At 41.5% G+C, this 16,756-nt stretch carries 14 protein-coding genes, 2 tRNA genes and 2 pseudogenes; all 18 read right to left on the bottom strand.

The window, feature by feature from the left end; genetic code table 11:
- Positions 1–5: 5 nt before the first annotated feature.
- Positions 6–1,403 carry an APC family permease gene (locus B7725_RS05345; RefSeq protein WP_084874975.1) on the bottom strand — a complete coding sequence of 466 codons (1,398 nt, stop codon included), beginning with the start codon at positions 1,401–1,403 and terminating at the stop codon, positions 6–8.
- 124 nt (positions 1,404–1,527) lie between these two features.
- Entirely contained in the window at positions 1,528–2,940 is a 1,413-nt protein-coding gene (sufB, locus tag B7725_RS05340; protein ID WP_006151262.1) for a Fe-S cluster assembly protein SufB, read from the bottom strand.
- Positions 2,941–2,997: 57 nt separating this feature from the next.
- Positions 2,998–3,438, bottom strand: a complete 441-nt coding sequence (sufU, locus tag B7725_RS05335; protein ID WP_001218473.1) for a Fe-S cluster assembly sulfur transfer protein SufU — start codon at positions 3,436–3,438, stop codon at positions 2,998–3,000.
- Positions 3,425–4,651, bottom strand: a complete 1,227-nt coding sequence (locus B7725_RS05330) for a cysteine desulfurase (protein ID WP_084874973.1) — start codon at positions 4,649–4,651, stop codon at positions 3,425–3,427. Before B7725_RS05330 ends, sufU begins: the two co-directional genes overlap by 14 nt.
- Positions 4,652–4,661: 10 nt before the next feature.
- Positions 4,662–5,924: a Fe-S cluster assembly protein SufD gene (gene sufD, locus B7725_RS05325; protein ID WP_084874971.1), complete on the bottom strand. Its 1,263-nt coding sequence runs from the start codon at positions 5,922–5,924 to the stop codon at positions 4,662–4,664.
- Between the two features lie 27 nt (positions 5,925–5,951).
- Entirely contained in the window at positions 5,952–6,722 is a 771-nt protein-coding gene (gene sufC, locus B7725_RS05320; RefSeq protein ID WP_084874969.1) for a Fe-S cluster assembly ATPase SufC, read from the bottom strand.
- A gap of 152 nt (positions 6,723–6,874) precedes the next feature.
- Positions 6,875–7,069, bottom strand: coding sequence for a DUF3272 family protein (locus B7725_RS05315; RefSeq protein ID WP_001081612.1), 195 nt, complete (start codon positions 7,067–7,069; stop codon positions 6,875–6,877).
- 27 nt (positions 7,070–7,096) lie between these two features.
- Positions 7,097–8,752 (bottom strand): DNA polymerase III subunit gamma/tau, encoded by a 1,656-nt coding sequence (gene dnaX, locus B7725_RS05310; RefSeq protein ID WP_084874967.1) that lies wholly within the window; start codon positions 8,750–8,752, stop codon positions 7,097–7,099.
- Positions 8,752–9,249, bottom strand: a complete 498-nt coding sequence (locus B7725_RS05305) for a GAF domain-containing protein (protein ID WP_084874965.1) — start codon at positions 9,247–9,249, stop codon at positions 8,752–8,754. The genes dnaX and B7725_RS05305 overlap by 1 nt, the downstream gene beginning before the upstream one ends.
- A gap of 82 nt (positions 9,250–9,331) precedes the next feature.
- Entirely contained in the window at positions 9,332–10,534 is a 1,203-nt protein-coding gene (gene rpsA / locus B7725_RS05300; protein ID WP_001001620.1) for a 30S ribosomal protein S1, read from the bottom strand.
- A 162-nt stretch (positions 10,535–10,696) separates the two neighbouring features.
- A tRNA-Gln gene (locus B7725_RS05295) sits at positions 10,697–10,768 on the bottom strand.
- An 8-nt stretch (positions 10,769–10,776) separates the two neighbouring features.
- Positions 10,777–10,857: transfer RNA gene (locus B7725_RS05290), tRNA-Tyr, on the bottom strand.
- Between the two features lie 49 nt (positions 10,858–10,906).
- Positions 10,907–11,137, bottom strand: a complete 231-nt coding sequence (locus B7725_RS05285) for a DUF2969 domain-containing protein (protein ID WP_000037107.1) — start codon at positions 11,135–11,137, stop codon at positions 10,907–10,909.
- A gap of 112 nt (positions 11,138–11,249) precedes the next feature.
- On the bottom strand, positions 11,250–12,287 hold the full coding sequence (locus B7725_RS05280; RefSeq protein WP_345788702.1) for a branched-chain amino acid aminotransferase: 1,038 nt from the start codon (positions 12,285–12,287) through the stop codon (positions 11,250–11,252).
- Positions 12,288–12,403: 116 nt separating this feature from the next.
- Positions 12,404–14,884 (bottom strand): DNA topoisomerase IV subunit A, encoded by a 2,481-nt coding sequence (parC, locus tag B7725_RS05275; protein WP_084874962.1) that lies wholly within the window; start codon positions 14,882–14,884, stop codon positions 12,404–12,406.
- A gap of 35 nt (positions 14,885–14,919) precedes the next feature.
- Positions 14,920–15,735, bottom strand: a pseudogene (locus B7725_RS05270) (aminoglycoside 6-adenylyltransferase).
- Between the two features lie 16 nt (positions 15,736–15,751).
- Positions 15,752–15,865: pseudogene (locus tag B7725_RS10205) on the bottom strand (GNAT family N-acetyltransferase); the annotation flags it as partial.
- Positions 15,866–15,882: 17 nt separating this feature from the next.
- Positions 15,883–16,728, bottom strand: coding sequence for a hypothetical protein (locus tag B7725_RS05265; protein WP_084874960.1), 846 nt, complete (start codon positions 16,726–16,728; stop codon positions 15,883–15,885).
- Between the last annotated feature and the right edge of the window lie 28 nt (positions 16,729–16,756).

Raw genomic sequence — 16,756 nt, 5'->3', positions numbered from 1 at the left:
AGCTTTTATTTTTCTTCTGTGAGGGTTGAATGATGGTAACCGTAAGTAAAGTAGATGATTAGACCAACTACAAGAGCAATGCTAAAGGCAATCCAGGTATCTAGACTATATTGAAGCATAAAGGAAACACAGATAAGGATGGAAAGAATTGGCAAGAGTGGTACCAAAGGAGTTTTAAACTCTCCCTCTTTTGGCATGCCCTTATCCTTTCTGAGTTTTATTATTCCGTAGGCTAGCAAAATGAGATAAGCTAGCGTACAGATATTTAAGAAGGCTGCAATACTGGCTAAAGGAAAGACTCCTGCAGCAATGGCTGAAGCAACTCCTGTTAAGAGAGTCGCATTTTTAGGAACGCGACTAGTCTTGCTTAATTGTTTGAAACTTTGAGGTAAAAGTCCATCACGTGCTAAGCTATAAATCATTCGAGACAAAGCATAAGTCATGGAAATACATACCGTTATCAGGGTGAGAATGGCTACGAGCGAAACATAATTGGCTGCCCAGCCGATACCAATACTCCGTAATGAAAATGCTACTGCATCGTCCACATTGAGCTTACTGTAGTGAACAATCCCTGTCAATACTAAGGTTACCAAGGCATAGAGAATGGTGACGATTGTCAGAGAAAGTACAATTCCTCGAGGAATATTTTTTTGCGGGCTTTGGATTTCATCAACTGCCATGGAAATAGACTCAAATCCGAGAAATCCAAAGAACATCAAAGATGCACCTGCCATAATCCCAGTGCTTCCTCCATAAATCTGGCCAAAGCCAAAAGGAGCAAAATTCGACCAATTTTCAGGTTTGATGTACCAGATACCAACTAGGATAAATAAGGCTAGAGCAGAAAATTTCAAGATTACTAGAAGCGAATTAAAGCGTAAGGCTGCCTTGGAATTTAATAAAACCAATCCCGTTACCAAGGTCAGCACTAAAATAGGCAGAAGATCGATATAGGTTCCCTGTTCAGGATTAAAGGTACCATTCAAGGCTTGGGGCATGGAGATACCATAATCACTGAGTAAGCCCTTAAAGTAAGCTGCCCAGCCAGATGCCACACCTGAAACAGCTGTCATGAATTCCATGATGGTCAACCAGCCAGCAATCCAGGCTGGCAATTCTCCCAAAATCGCATAGAGATAACTATAAGCACCTCCAGTTGCGGGTACACGAGAGGCAAATTCTGCAAAAAAGAGAGCTGATAGAGAAACACACAGGGCAGAAATCACGATAGAAACCACTAGTGATGGACCAGCAAGTGTTGCTGCCGCCGTACCTGTAATGGTGAAAATCCCCGTCCCCACCATGGCACCAATCCCTAGAAGAATCAAATCCCACAATTTCAAATGGCGATGCATCTCTGTCTGTCTCAGACTAACATCCTTGGTTCTAAAAATATTCATACTTTATCTCCACTAAATGTAATTGTTTTATTTTACCATATAAAAGTATTTTTGTGAATATTTATTAGGTCCTTTTTGAAAAAAATCTGAACAGGAACTCTTCCTGTTCAGATTTTGCATATTCTTATCCAACTGAACCTTCCATTTCATAGCTAATCAAGCGGTTCAGCTCAACTGCGTATTCCATTGGAAGCTCTTTAGTGAAGGGTTCGACAAATCCCATGACAATCATCTCGGTTGCCTCAGATTCTGACAAACCACGGCTCATGAGGTAATAGAGTTGCTCTTCTGAAATCTTAGATACCTTAGCTTCGTGTTCCAAAGCAACTTGCGAGTTGTGGATTTCATTGAATGGAATGGTATCTGACGCTGATAAGTCATCCATGATAATGGTATCACACTCGATGTGAGAAACAGATTTCTTAGAGTTCTTGTTGAAAGTTACTTGTCCACGGTAGTCCACCTTTCCTCCGCCTTTAGCGATGGATTTAGACACGATAGAGGAGCTTGTGTGTGGAGCGTTGTGGATCATCTTGGCACCTGTGTCTTGGTGTTGCCCAGCATTGGCAAAGGCGATCGAAAGCATGGTACCACGGGCCCCTTCTCCATCTAGGTAAACAGATGGGTATTTCATAGTTGTTTTGGCACCTAAGTTTCCATCGATCCACTCAACAGTCGCATCTTTCAAAGCTTTGGCACGTTTTGTTACCAAGTTATAGACATTATCAGACCAGTTTTGGATGGTTGTATAACGCATATAAGCTCCGTCCAAAGCGAAAATTTCTACAATGGCAGCGTGCAAGCTGTTGCTAGAATAAGTTGGTGCTGTACATCCTTCTACGTAATGGACGCTTGCTCCCTCATCAACGATAATTAAAGTACGTTCGAACTGACCTGTATTTTCGTTATTGATACGGAAGTAGGTTTGAAGTGGAATATCTACCTTGACCCCTTTTGGTACGTAGATAAAGGTTCCACCAGACCACACTGCCGAGTTGAGGGCTGCCAACTTGTTATCAGTCGGCGGTACCAACTTCGCAAAATATTGTTTGAACAAGTCTGGGTATTCCTTGAGGGCAGAATCTGTATCTGTAAAGATGATACCTAACTTCTCAAATTCTTCCTTCATGTTATGGTAAACTACTTCTGACTCATACTGGGCAGAAGCTCCAGCTAGATAGGCACGCTCAGCTTCTGGAATCCCGATACGTTCAAAGGTTTCTTTGATTTTTTCAGGAACTTCATCCCAAGAACGAGCAGGTTTATCAGATGGTTTTTGGTAGTAGATTAAGTCATCAAAGTCAATCTCTGACAAATCTGCTCCCCATGTTTGCATGGGCATTTTTTTGAAGGTTTCATAAGACTTCAAACGAAATTCTAACATCCACTCAGGTTCTCCTTTAGCAGCTGATAATTCGCGAATGACATCTTCGTTCAATCCTTTTCCTGTCGATAGGACAGGCTCTACATCGTCATGGAAACCAAATTTATATTCACCAAGGTCAATTGGTTTTGGTTCTACTCTTTCTTCAGCCATAATATCCTTTCTTTCATTCTTCATTTCTAATGATTCGTAAGACAAAAGAAACTTGTCTTACTGTTTTTCTTGATCTTCAATTGTTTTCTTAAGGGCATTCCAAGCTAGAGTTGCACACTTAATCCGTTGTGGGAATTTGGCAACACCTGATAAGAAAGCTGCATCGCCAAGTTGGTCTTGGCGGTCATCTTTTTGACCTTGAACCATTTCAGAAAAGATGGTTGCAAGTTCTAGAATTTCTTGCTTGGTTTTTCCTAAAACAGCATCTGTCATCATACTAGCCGAGGCTGTTGAGATGGTACAACCTGAATTTAGAAAAGCAATATCTTCCAAACGGTCCTCTGCGTCAAACTTAACAGAGAGATTAATAACATCCCCACAGGTTGGATTGTTGAGGCTGATTTGTTCAGCGTCTTCTAACTTCCCTTGATGATGTGGATTTTTCGAATGATCTGCTACCACTGCCATATAAAGGCTATCTAGTTTAGAAAGTGCCATTGAAAAACTCCTTTGTCTTTTGTAGGGCATCGACTAGTTTGTCACAATCCGCCTTAGTATTGTAGATATAAAAACTTGCACGGGCTGTTGCTGGTACATCCAAATACTGGAGCAAGGGTTGCGCACAGTGGTGACCCGCACGAACAGCCACTCCTTCATAATCCAAAGCTGTTGCAAGATCGTGAGGATGAAGATCACCTAGGTTAAAGGCAATGACACCTGAACGCTGAGCCAAGTCCTGTGAACCGTAAATAGTCAATTCTTCGATTGCCTGCAATTTTGGAAATACGTATGAGATTAATTCCTGTTCATGGGCTTCAATGGCATCCATACCAAGATTTTCTAGGTAATCCACTGCAGCAGCAAGTCCGATAGCACCTGCCATATTTGGCGTTCCAGCCTCAAATTTCCAAGGCAATTCCTTCCAACTAGCAGATTGCTCATAGACGAAATCAATCATCTCACCGCCAAATTCTACTGGAGACATTTGCTCAAGATACTTTTCTTTGCCGTAAAGAACACCGATACCAGTTGGACCAGCCATCTTGTGACCTGAAAAGGCAAAGAAGTCCACATCCAAGTCCTGCACATCAATCTTCATATGAGGCGTAGACTGAGCACCATCCACCACCATAATGGCTCCAACTTGGTGAGCCATTTGTGTGATTTCTTTGATTGGATTGACCACACCAAGGACATTTGAGGCGTGAGCTAGCGAAACAAACTTAACCTTGTCAGTCAATTTAGAACGCAAGTCATCCATATCCAAGGCACCGTCCTTGAGATAAACATAGACAAGCTCTGCTCCAGTCTTGCGACAGGCCTCCTGCCAAGGAATGATATTGGAATGGTGTTCCATGACAGAAATCAAAACCTGGTCTCCCTCAGTCAGGATTTCCTCAGCAAAGCGTGCCACCCAGTTAAGGCTGGTTGTCGTTCCTCTGGTAAAGAGAACTTCCTTTGTAGAGCCTGCATTGATAAACTTACGAATGGTTTCACGAGCAGCTTCATAAGAAGCTGTTGCTCGCTCAGCCAAGGTATGAACCCCACGGTGAACATTGGCATTGTCCTGCTTATAGTAGCGGTTGATTGCTTCCAGAACTGCTAATGGTTTTTGTGTCGTCGCAGCATTGTCCAGATAGACCAGAGGTTCATCGTTGACAATCTGGTCTAAAATTGGAAAATCCTTGCGAATCGCTTCTACATCTAACATAGGCTTCCCCTTAGCGTTTTGACAATTTTTCTTCGATAGTTGCAATCATTTCATCGCGAACTTCTTTGACTGGAATCTCAACGATAACGGATCCAAGGAAACCGCGGACAACTAAACGTTCTGCAGTTGCCTTGTCCAAGCCACGACTCATGAGATAGTACATGTCTTCTGGATCTACTTGCCCGATAGAAGCCGCGTGACCAGCAGTTACGTCATTTTCATCAATCAAAAGAATTGGATTAGCATCTGAACGCGCTTGGTCTGAAAGCATGAGAACACGACTTTCTTGTTGCGCATCTGCTCCCTTGGCACCCTTGATAATGTGGCCGATACCGTTGAAAGTTAAAGTTGCTTTTTCAAGGATAACCCCATGTTGGAGGATATTTCCGATTGAGTTACATCCGTAGTTAGTCACTCGAGTATCAATCCCTTGAATCTGACGGCCACTTGATAAGGCGACAACCTTAAGATCAGCATGGCTACCATTTCCAATCAAGTCACTATCAAAGTCCGCAACGACATTTCCCTCGTTCATGACACCGATTGCCCAGTCAATGCTTGCATCGTTGCCAAGTTTACCACGACGGCTAATGTAGGCAGTGACATTTTCACCTAAACGGTCAATAGCAGCAAATTTCACTTGCGCACCAGAACGAGCAATCACTTCTACAGTAATATTGGCAGTTGCTTTTGCACTACCTCCACCTCGTGACTCTAGACGTTCAAGATAGCTTATTTTAGAGTTTTTACCAGCAATGATAAGGATATGCTTGTTAAATGGCACATCGCTGTCGCTATCTTGGTAGAAAATCCCTTCGATTGGCTCTTTAATCTCAACATTATCAGGAATGTAGAGAACAGCACCACTGTTAAAGTAAGCTGTATGGTAGGCTGCCAACTTGTCGTCATCATACTTAACAGATGACATGAAGAATTCCTCAATAAGCTCTGGAATTTCTTCTAAAGCTGAATGGAAGTCTGTGAAGATAACACCCTGTTCAGCCAATTCAACTGGTGTTTGTTCAAAAACAGTTTGCGTTCCAACTTGTACCAATTTCAAGTGATTATCTAGTGCAGTGAAATCTGGAACATTTGCTGAAGGCTCACTTTCTATGATGGTTCCATCCCCCAGATTCCAACGGTGAAATTTGACACGCTCAATGACGGGTAATTCCAAACTTTCAATCTTATCAAAAGCTTTTTGACGGAGGTCTGACAACCAGCTTGGTTCAGCGTGCGTTTCTGAAAAAAGTTTAATAGTTTCTTTAGTCATTTACTTCTCCTAAAAGATACGAGGGAATTACAATTCTTCCTTGTAGTCGTAGCCAAGTTCTTCAGCTAGTTTTGCGTATCCTTCACGTTCTAGACGCGCAGCCAATTCTGGACCACCAGAAAGGACCACACGACCTTCCATCATCACGTGTACTACGTCTGGTGTGATGTAGTTCAAAAGACGTTGGTAGTGAGTGATGATCATAGCACCAAAGCCTTCACCACGCATAGCATTCACACCTTTCGATACGACTTTAAGGGCATCAATATCAAGACCTGAGTCAATCTCATCCAAAAGGGCAAATGTAGGTTCCAACATCAAGAGTTGAAGAATTTCATTACGTTTTTTCTCACCACCAGAGAAACCTTCGTTGAGGTAACGCTCTGCCATTTCTTCTTTCATGTTGAGCAATTCCATTTTCTCATCTAGTTTAGTGATAAACTCACGAACTGAAATCTTTTCATCATCTTCTTTACCAGCATTCATGGCCGCTCGAAGAAACTCTGCATTGGTAATTCCTGGGATTTCTGATGGGTACTGCATAGCAAGGAAAAGTCCCTTACGCGCGCGTTCGTCCACTTCCAACTCAAGGATATTTACGCCATCAAACAAGACTTCACCTTTGGTAACTTCATAGTTTGGATTTCCCATGATAGCGGCTGAAAGAGTCGATTTTCCAGTACCATTTGGTCCCATGATAGCTGCGATTTCCCCTGTTTTCAGAGTCAGATTGACTCCCTTCAAAATTTCTTTTCCTTCAATCTCAACGTGAAGATCTTTAATCTCTAATACTGACATGATAATTCCTTTCTTTTTCTAGCCTACTTCCTTTATCATTAGAGAAATCACTTACATTTCTCTAAAAAACACAAGAAAAGGTCCATAAATATACTCTACTAGTATAACAAAAAAAAGCCTAAAAGGCTTTGATTTTGTCTAGAAGCTGGGAGCTAGTCCTTGCGGTTTAGGTGCTGATCAATGGTGTTTACAATTTTTCCCATCACGTAACTTAACCTAAAATTTCGAAAGAGTAGAATCGCCCAAAAGGCTGCCATAATATAGCGACCAGTCATCCAGGCTTCATTGAAAAAATAAGTCTCAGCAGCCGTAAATAACGCTATCATAATAAATTGTTGTCTATTCATAAACTTATTGTATCATGAAATCTTTCTTTAGTCTTCCTCTACCTTCACTTTATCAGCCAAAAATTCAAATCCTTCTGGAATCAGACTGTCTTCTGCTTCTTTTTCAACTTGAGAAGATTTAGCTTTGGCTGAAAAGGCCGCTCGAACCTCTTTCCATTCCTCTAGGGAAATGGCTAAGATTTCAGGTGAAAAACCTGCTGCCTGACTGAGGATGTTGCCAAACATGGTATTGAGATTGTCCCGTTTCATGGTTTGCCCTGCATTGAAATTAGACTCAAAGGCTAAAATAGCATGGTGTTCGTTTGCTGCAACTGGTTGAGAACCAACGAGCAGAGCCTTATCCGGACCAGCTAAGCTTTCAATCACTTCTCCCCATGCATTTTGGAGGCGAATCAAGTTTTGCCGTGCCAAATCAGGATTTTCGACAGCTTCTTGCAGGATAGTCTGAACTTTGTTGCGATCCACTCGATAGACTGCCTTGGAAGTGGCTGGACGGCTAGGGACTGGCGCCACTTGTTTAGTAGCTGTTCCAACATTAACAAGTTCTTGTTTGAGACGAGCGACTTCCTGTCTCAGTGCAGCTATTTCTCCTTCAACAGCTTCTGAAAGCACTGGTTCAGGCTTAATCTCAGCTAAACGAATGGTCATCATCTCAGCATAAATCTTAGGTTGCAGGCTAGCTTTCATATCTGCCAAGCTCACAGTCGCCATTCGAATCATTTCAAAGAGGCTTTCCTGAGATAAAGCTAGATTGTCCATAAAAACTGGGCTATGATGAGTATTTTCGCCACCCGTCTGGACGACCAGTAAATCACGCAAATACTGCAAGAGATCCGTCACAAAACGAGTCATGCTCTTGCCATTCTCAAATAAAAGATTCAAAGAATCAAGTGCTTTTGGAACATCCTGCTGAGACAAGGCAGCTACATAGTCATCTAGTGCTGATAAACTAATGGTGCCTGTAATCTCCTCAGAGATAGCAGTCGTGAGCTCGTTTCCCTGTGTTAAACTCAAAGCTTGATCCAGAATGGACAAGGCATCCCGCATTCCACCTTCAGCTCGTCTGGCAATGATTTCCACAGCCTCCGGTTCAGAACTGATATTTTCTTTTTCTAGAATATGATAAATATGCTCCTTGATATCTTGAGTTTTAATCGATTTGAACTCAAAACGTTGAACACGCGATAAAATGGTTGCAGGAATCTTATGCAATTCAGTGGTTGCCAAAATAAAGACGACATTCTGAGTCGGCTCTTCAAGCGTCTTCAAAAGCGCATTAAAGGCTCCCGTAGACAGCATATGAACCTCGTCAATAATATAGACCTTGTAACGTGCTAAGCTAGGTGCATAGGTAGATTTGTCACGAATTTCACGGATTTCATCAACTCCATTATTTGAAGCCGCATCCATTTCAATAACATCTTCTAGGCTACCTTCTGTCACAGCCTGACAGATATAGCAGTTATTACACGGTTCTCCGTCCACTTGGTTCGGACAGTTCATAGCCTTGGCAAAAATCTTGGCTACACTGGTTTTCCCAGTTCCACGAGGACCTGAGAAAAGATAGGCATGACTAATCTTTTCCTGCTCGACCGCTTGTTTTAGGGTTTTAGCCACAATCTCTTGACCTACCAGTTGTGAAAAAGTTTGGCTTCTATATTTTCGATAAAGTGCTTGATACATTAGGCTTTCTCCTCAAACATCGTAAAGTCCCATTCTGTCTTCTCAAGCAAAATCGCGACAAATTGTTCCAAGTAATCACGATCAATAGCATTGTAATCATCAATCAGAGAAGAATCCAAGTCTAAGACACCGACTAGTCTTCCATTCTTGAGCATAGGGACTACGATTTCACTCTTGGCCATACTATCACAAGAAATGTAGTTTGGATAGGTGCTCACATCGCCAACTAAAACAGTCTCTTGAAACTCAGCAGCTTCTCCACACACGCCTTTCCCAAACGGAATGCGAATACAAGAAACACCACCCTGAAAAGGCCCTAAAACCAACTCGCTACCATCAAACAGATAAAACCCTGCAAATACAGTATTCGGAAAGCGAGATTTTAGGAGGGCACTAGCATTCGAAAGATTGGCAAGAACATTGCTCTCACCTTCAAGTAAATAAGAGAGTTCCTCATTTAACAATTGATATTGTGATTGTTTTTCTGAATCTAACATAGAACTATTATATCAAAAATGGGAAAGAGACAAAAGAAAAATCCCTTGTTTTAAACAAAGGATTTTGTGATTATCAATTTGATTAAAGTTCGATATCACCGAACAAGTCAGCCATTGAGAATCCTGTTTGTGTTTCTGGAAGTTCGAAATCACGTTTTTCTTGACGTTTTGGACGACGTGGACGAGCAGCACGTTTTTCTTCTTTTTGTCCTTCTTCTTGAGCTGGGCGCTCTTCAAGAGCTTTGATAGAAAGGGATACACGTTCTGCGTCAGCGTTAACATCAAGGACTTTAACAGTAACTTCTTGACCAACAGTAAGAGCTTCTTTTGGATTTTCGATACGTTTGTGTGAAATTTGTGATACGTGAACAAGTCCATCGATACCTGGCAATACTTCAACAAATGCACCGAAGTCAGTCAAACGTTTAACTGTTCCTTCTACTACATCACCTTTAGCCAATTTTTGCTCAACGCCATCCCATGGTCCAGGTGTTGTTGCTTTAAGTGAAAGGGATACGCGTCCTTCTTCTTCATTAAGATCAAGGACTTTAACTTCGATTTCTTCACCAACAGTTACAACTGATTTAGGTGATACGTTACGTTCGTGTGACAATTCAGTCAAGTGAACCAATCCGTCAACACCACCAAGATCGATGAAAGCACCGAAGCTAGTGATACGAGCAACTTTACCAGTTACTACATCACCAACAGCTAATTTACTGAATACTTCAGCACGAGCTGCTGCAGTAGCTGCTTCAACAACTTCACGACGTGAAAGGATGAAGCGGTTTTCTTTAGGATCAACTTCTTTGATTTTAGCATCAAATTCTTGACCTACGAAACGCTCAGTATTACGTACGAAACGAGTATCCAACATTGAAGCTGGGATAAATCCACGAACACCTTCAAATTCTACTGAAAGTCCACCTTTAACGGCACGAGTTCCTTTAACAGTAACAACTTCTTCTTCGCGTCCTACAAGTTTGTCCCATGCTTTGCGAGCTTCAAGACGTTTTTTAGATACAAGGTATGTAACTGTATCAGTATCTTTACCAACTACTTGACGAAGTACAAGAACATCCAATACTTCTCCTACTTTCACAAAGTCATTGATATCTGCATCGCGATCGTTTGTCAATTCGCGAAGAGTCAAGACACCTTCAACACCAGTCCCAGAGATTGCAACGTTAGCTTGAGTCGCATCAACTGTCAATACTTCAGCACTAACAACATCACCAGGCTCAACTTGGCTAACGCTATTTAGCAAATCTTCAAATTCGTTCATCTAAAAAATCCTCCAACAATCAAGTCTTTCCAAACTTGACATACTTATAATTTTTTTCCTAAGCACCCGCAAAGACATGTTCACATCGTTCACGCCTTTCAATTATAAAAATAAAATACCCTAAGATATTTTTCTTTTTATCTTGAATTTATTACCTAAGAACTGGGGTAGCTGGATTCGAACCAACGCATGAGGGAGTCAAAGTCCCTTGCCTTACCGCTTGGCTATACCCCATTGATGAATGGAGAGAGAGGGATTCGAACCCCCGAACCCGAAGGAGCGGATTTACAGTCCGCCGCGTTTAGCCTCTTCGCTATCTCTCCAATATTTAACGAGAACTATTATATCATGAAATTTTCAATAAAACAAGTATTATTTTGTCAAATTATAGTTTTCAATCAAAATTTCCACAGCTTTTTCAAGTTTTTTATAAAAACTATCGACATTTCCATTCTTTATGATGGCAAATTGGCTATCTAATTCGGCAATTTCCCCAATAACCTTTTTCCCAATCGTCAAAACGTATCCTTCATAGCTGTCTTTTCCAACAGTCACTTTTGCATCCGTTAATTGAATTTCAATTTTCTTATCTTTTTTACTCATACTGTACCTCTTTTCACTTTTTCTATTGTACAGGAAAATGCTCAAACTAGCAAGAAAAAACTCCATTTCAGCCATTACAACTGCTATGGAGTTCTTCTTTACTTCGTGTCTTTTAGTCCACTTTGACAATCCATCCCTCTGGTGCTTCCACATCACCAAATTGGATACCAGTCAATTCATCGTAGAGTTTACGTGTAACAGGACCTACTTCTGTTTCACTATAGAAAACATGGAAATCATCGCCATGTTGGATCCCCCCAATTGGAGAAATAACTGCTGCTGTACCACAAGCTCCTGCCTCTACAAAACGATCCAAATTATCGATTGGGACATCGCCTTCAATCGGAGTCAAGCCCAAGCGGTGTTCTGCCAAGTAAAGCAAAGAGTACTTGGTAATGGATGGCAAGATAGATGGACTCAATGGCGTAATAAATTCATTGTCAGCCGTGATTCCAAAGAAGTTAGCTGATCCAACTTCCTCAATCTTGGTGTGGGTAGCTGGGTCTAGGTAGATAACATCTGAAAATTGGCGTGACTTGGCCATTTTACCTGGGAGGAGACTAGCAGCGTAGTTCCCACCTACCTTGGCCGCACCCGTACCATTTGGAGCTGCACGGTCGTATTCATCCTGAATCAAGAAGTTAGTTGGGACTAAACCACCTTTAAAATAGTTACCAACCGGCATAGCAAAGATGGTGAAAATATACTCTTCTGCTGGTTTTACCCCGATGATATCTCCGACACCAATCAAGAGAGGACGAAGATAAAGGGTTCCACCTGTTCCATATGGTGGGACGTATTCTTCATTTGCTCGGACAACTGCTTTACAAGCTTCTACAAACATTTCTGTCGGAACTTGTGGCATCAAGAGACGGTCACAAGTACGTTGCAGACGCTTGGCATTTTCGTCAGGACGGAACAGTTGAACACTACCATCCTTCGTACGATAGGCCTTCAAACCTTCAAATGCTTGCTGTCCATAGTGGAGACTTGGAGAAGACTCTGAAATATGCAAGGTCGCATCCTCTGTCAATTCTCCTTGATCCCATTGACCATTTTTGTAATGAGCGATATAGCGATAAGGTAATTTCATATAAGAAAATCCAAGGTTTTCCCAATCAATTGCAACTGTCATGTGTTTCTCCTTTATACTATTCAAACTATGTGTTCTATTCTACACTTTTCTAGTAAAATTTCAAGTATTATTTGTAATTTTCTGAAAATTTTTTCAACACAAAAGAAATCAGCCCTCTGGACTGATTCTTTTTACGAATTTGTTTTGTCCTCTTTAAAGACCTCTTTGAGGTAAGCATCGAAAACTTCCTCATCTGAAATGGTATCTGAGATAAAGCTTCCGTTGCTAGTACGTTCTGACAGGTTCAAGTCTTGCAATCGGCTCTCATAGATTGTTCCCTTGTTAGATTGGACAAGTAACGTTTGGTCGTTTTCTTCCATTTCTGTACTAAAGAGATCACCTACAAGTCCTTGCTCTGCAACTGCTCCTGCTAAAAAGACACGGTGCGGTTTGTTTTTCAACTCACGCAAGACTTGAAGGCCTCGTTTAGCACGGCTGGTCGCTGGAATTTCCTCAATGGAAACGCGTTTCAAGCTTCCACGTTGGGTCAAGAGGTAGAAGGATGAGGTGTTACAGATGAAGGCTGCCTGAAGCGCATCATCTGCTTTCAGATTCATAGCCTTGACCCCTGCAGCCTTGGCACCAACAACCGGAACCTCTTCGATATTGAAACGAAGGGCGTAACCGTTTTGGCTAATCAAGAGTACATCATCAAGTCTAATCGGAGCCACTGCTACAATTTGGTCTGTCTCGTCTTTGAGTTTAGCGTACTTGACAGATTTCGACTTGTAGGTCCGCCATGGAGAGAATTCTTTGCGTTCTACGCGCTTGATTTGACCAAGGCGAGTTGCTGCAAAGTAGGTTGTCGCATCATCAAACTGATCCACGACTTCTGCGTAGAGGATTTCTTCATTAGTTTCAAAGTTTGTAATAGACTGGCTCAGATGCTCTCCGATATCCTTCCAACGAATATCTGCCAATTCATGAATTGGTCGATAGATGACATTCCCAAGAGTTGTAAACATCAAGAGGTGCTGGGTTGTCTTGGCAGATTGCACAAAAATCAAACGATCATCATCACGTTTGCCAATTTCTTCTAGCGTTGAAGCAGCAAAGGAACGTGGGCTGGTACGTTTGATATAGCCAGCCTTGGTCACACTAACGTAGGTATCTTCTTCTGCGATCAAGCTAGCTGTATCAATCTCGATGACTTTTGCTGTATCTTCTAAAGTACTCAAACGTGAAGTCGCAAATTTCTTCTTGACCTCACGAAGCTCTTTCTTCATGAGATTGTACATGGTCCGTTCATCACCGATAATGGCCGCAAGCATGGCAATTTTTTCACGAAGCTCTGCTTCTTCTTCCTGCAAGACAACCACGTCTGTATTGGTCAAACGATACAATTGCAAGGTTACGATAGCCTCTGCCTGCTCCTCTGTGAATTCATAGCTAACCTTGAGATTTTCCTTAGCATCAGCCTTATTTTCAGAAGCACGGATAAGGGCAATAACTTCGTCCAAAATCGAAATCACGCGAATCAAACCTTCGACGATATGGAGACGCTTCTCAGCCTTTTCCTTGTCAAAGCGGGAACGTGCCAAAATCACTTCGCGACGGTGGGCGATGTAGCTAGACAAGATTGGCACAATTCCAACCTGACGAGGAGTGAAATTGTCAATCGCCACCATGTTGAAGTTGTAATTGATTTGCAGGTCTGTGTACTTGAAGAGATAGTTAAGAACAAGCTCGGTATTGGCGTCTTTCTTGAGTTCGATAGCGATACGAAGACCATCACGGTCAGACTCATCACGAACCTCGGCAATTCCTGCCACCTTGTTATTGACACGAACATCATCGATTTTCTTGACCAGATTGGCCTTATTGATTTCATAAGGAATCTCAGTGATAACGATTTGTTCCTTACCACCTTTTAGCTTTTCAATCTCAGTCTTGGAACGAACAACCACGCGCCCCTTACCAGTTTCATAAGCCTTTTTGATCTCGTCACGTCCTTGAATAATGGCTCCTGTAGGAAAGTCTGGTCCAGGCAAGAATTCCATCAGCTTCTCAACCTTGGCAGTTGGATGATCAATCATGTAGACTGTCGCATCGATAACTTCGGCCAAATTATGTGGTGGAATATCCGTGGCGTATCCAGCCGAAATTCCCGTCGAACCATTGACCAAAAGGTTTGGAAAGGCTGCTGGCAAAACAGTGGGTTCTTTCTCGGTATCATCAAAGTTCCACGCAAAAGGAACGGTCTTTTTCTCGATATCCTGAAGGAGATAACCGGCAATCTCAGACAAACGCGCCTCAGTATAACGCATTGCCGCAGGCGGATCACCGTCCATAGAACCGTTATTACCGTGCATTTCAACTAGAATCTCACGGTTTTTCCAATCCTGAGACATACGCACCATGGCTTCATAGATAGAAGAGTCCCCGTGTGGGTGGAAATTCCCCATGATATTTCCGACAGACTTGGCAGACTTACGGTAGCTCTTGTCAAAGGTATTGCCATCCTTATTCATCGAATAAAGAATGCGACGCTGAACCGGCTTCAATCCATCACGAATATCTGGCAAAGCCCGGTCTTGAATAATGTACTTGGAGTAGCGACCAAAGCGCTCTCCCATGATATCCTCAAGGGACATGTTTTGAATATTGGACATAATAATTCTCTTTTTATTTTTCTTTTTAATAATAATTAGAAGCTAAGTCTCTCTTTAGCATACTCAATCATCTTCTCAGCCACCTCCTTATCGTAGGCAAAGCCCATCTTTTGAGCAAGGATTTGAGCTTCCCTGTGAAAAAGTTGCATCGTATCAAACAATGACTGAGTAAGTTTTTCTACACTTGAAAAATCAAGGAGAGCAGAGATTTCCTTCTCTTTCTCTGTAGGTAAATACTGGAAAAGATACTTATAGTTCTTACCGATATCGACTGTTCCCCTATCACTTGCGACCTGCCAAGCCAAGACCTTCAAGAGTTCTTGTTGACAAATACCGTAGAGATGGTCGGTGGCATAGATGACTTGCTTACGACAGATTCCCTTGACCACATAGGCGGAAACCCACCAAAATTCATTGCAGGCTTTTTCAAAATCAATCTCACTAGCTGGATTCGTCCAGTAACGTTGAGGATTTGGATAATAAGGCGCAAACAAACCCTTAGGATCTTCTAAAACGGTGAATCCTGCTTCACTATTCACCCACTCTTGAATGTGCTCTTTGGGGCAGAGGGTCAAGTCGATTCTATTGCCATCTTCAAAAAGCATGAGGTAGAGACGACGGTTGCCTAGGATATTATGCTGCTCAATGATACGTTTGCCAAAGGAGTCCAGCCAAGAAAGGTCACTCGTCAGATTATCTAAGTCGTCCACGACAAAAACAACATCATAGTCTTGAAACTCATCTTTTGGTGCTTTTGTATCCGTTCATGAACCAGACATAGCGACAGCCTCGACTTGTAACACTTTTGCAGTTTGAAAAATTAAATCAAGCATTTGGGGTTCAGTTCTCATGGGGATACCTGCCTTTTTAGTGAAAACTTTTGATTCTGTAGAGGACATGTCTATAAAGGGGACTGGCTGCTGGAACTTTTTCCTTATCAAATTCTTTGAAAAATCCCATGACTAGTTTTTTCATGACTTTGACAGCCATCTTTGTTTTTATTTCTTCTTTTTAAAAAGCTCATTAATAATAAGTAAAACTACTAACAGAACAGCTAATACATTCGTTTGGCGTCCAATTGGCTTGAGCCCTAGCAGGCTTTGATTGCTTGCAAAATTAACCCCTACAATTACACTCATGACCAATATGCCCCAACCTGAAATTTTTGTCATAATATTTTCTTTTTCTTCCTTTTCCTGATTAGCTTCACCGGGTTTTATATAATTATCTAAATACTTCTTAGCATCAAATTTATTTATCTTATCTTCACTATTTTTATTAATTTTAACATCTAGTTCAAATATACTTCCCATCATCTTTTTATTGATTTTTTCAATCAGATCGTATTCTTTATCGTCATTCTCTAAGGTTCTGCTTATTGCCTTTGCTTTATCATATGTTTCACGAATAAATTCTGGCTGTTCTGAAGCTTTGTTATGAACCTTCAAGAATTTCAACGATGATACCATAGAAGCATTGTATTCCCAATGGTTCTTCAACAGACATCTGATAAAAACCCTGATGATTTCCTGTTCTTGATACAAGAGACTTGTTTCATAATGTTCAAAGTATTTTAACGAAATATAATCACAATAATAAATCATGATATTAGTTATCCATGCAAAAGTGTTTTCTTGAACTTCCTTAGTTGGTTCATAGCGTAGAGCTGTCCTTAACACCTGAACTTCTTTAAGCGTAATTTCTTTAGCAGAAGCTGCATCAAAAAGCTTTGAGCGCCAGCCTGAAATGCTATCTAAAGAACTTCTATAATTGGTATATAAGGTAAAGATTGACACAATTGCACCTAACAGAGCCGCAAATAATCCAATCACTAATTCATTCATCTTTATATCCTATATTCACTTTCTAAGA

Source organism: Streptococcus oralis subsp. tigurinus, from assembly GCF_002096275.1.
Lineage (GTDB): Bacteria > Bacillota > Bacilli > Lactobacillales > Streptococcaceae > Streptococcus > Streptococcus oralis_CN.
The sequence above is the reverse complement of the archived record's forward strand: the minus strand, read 5'-3'. Positions and strand labels throughout refer to the sequence as shown.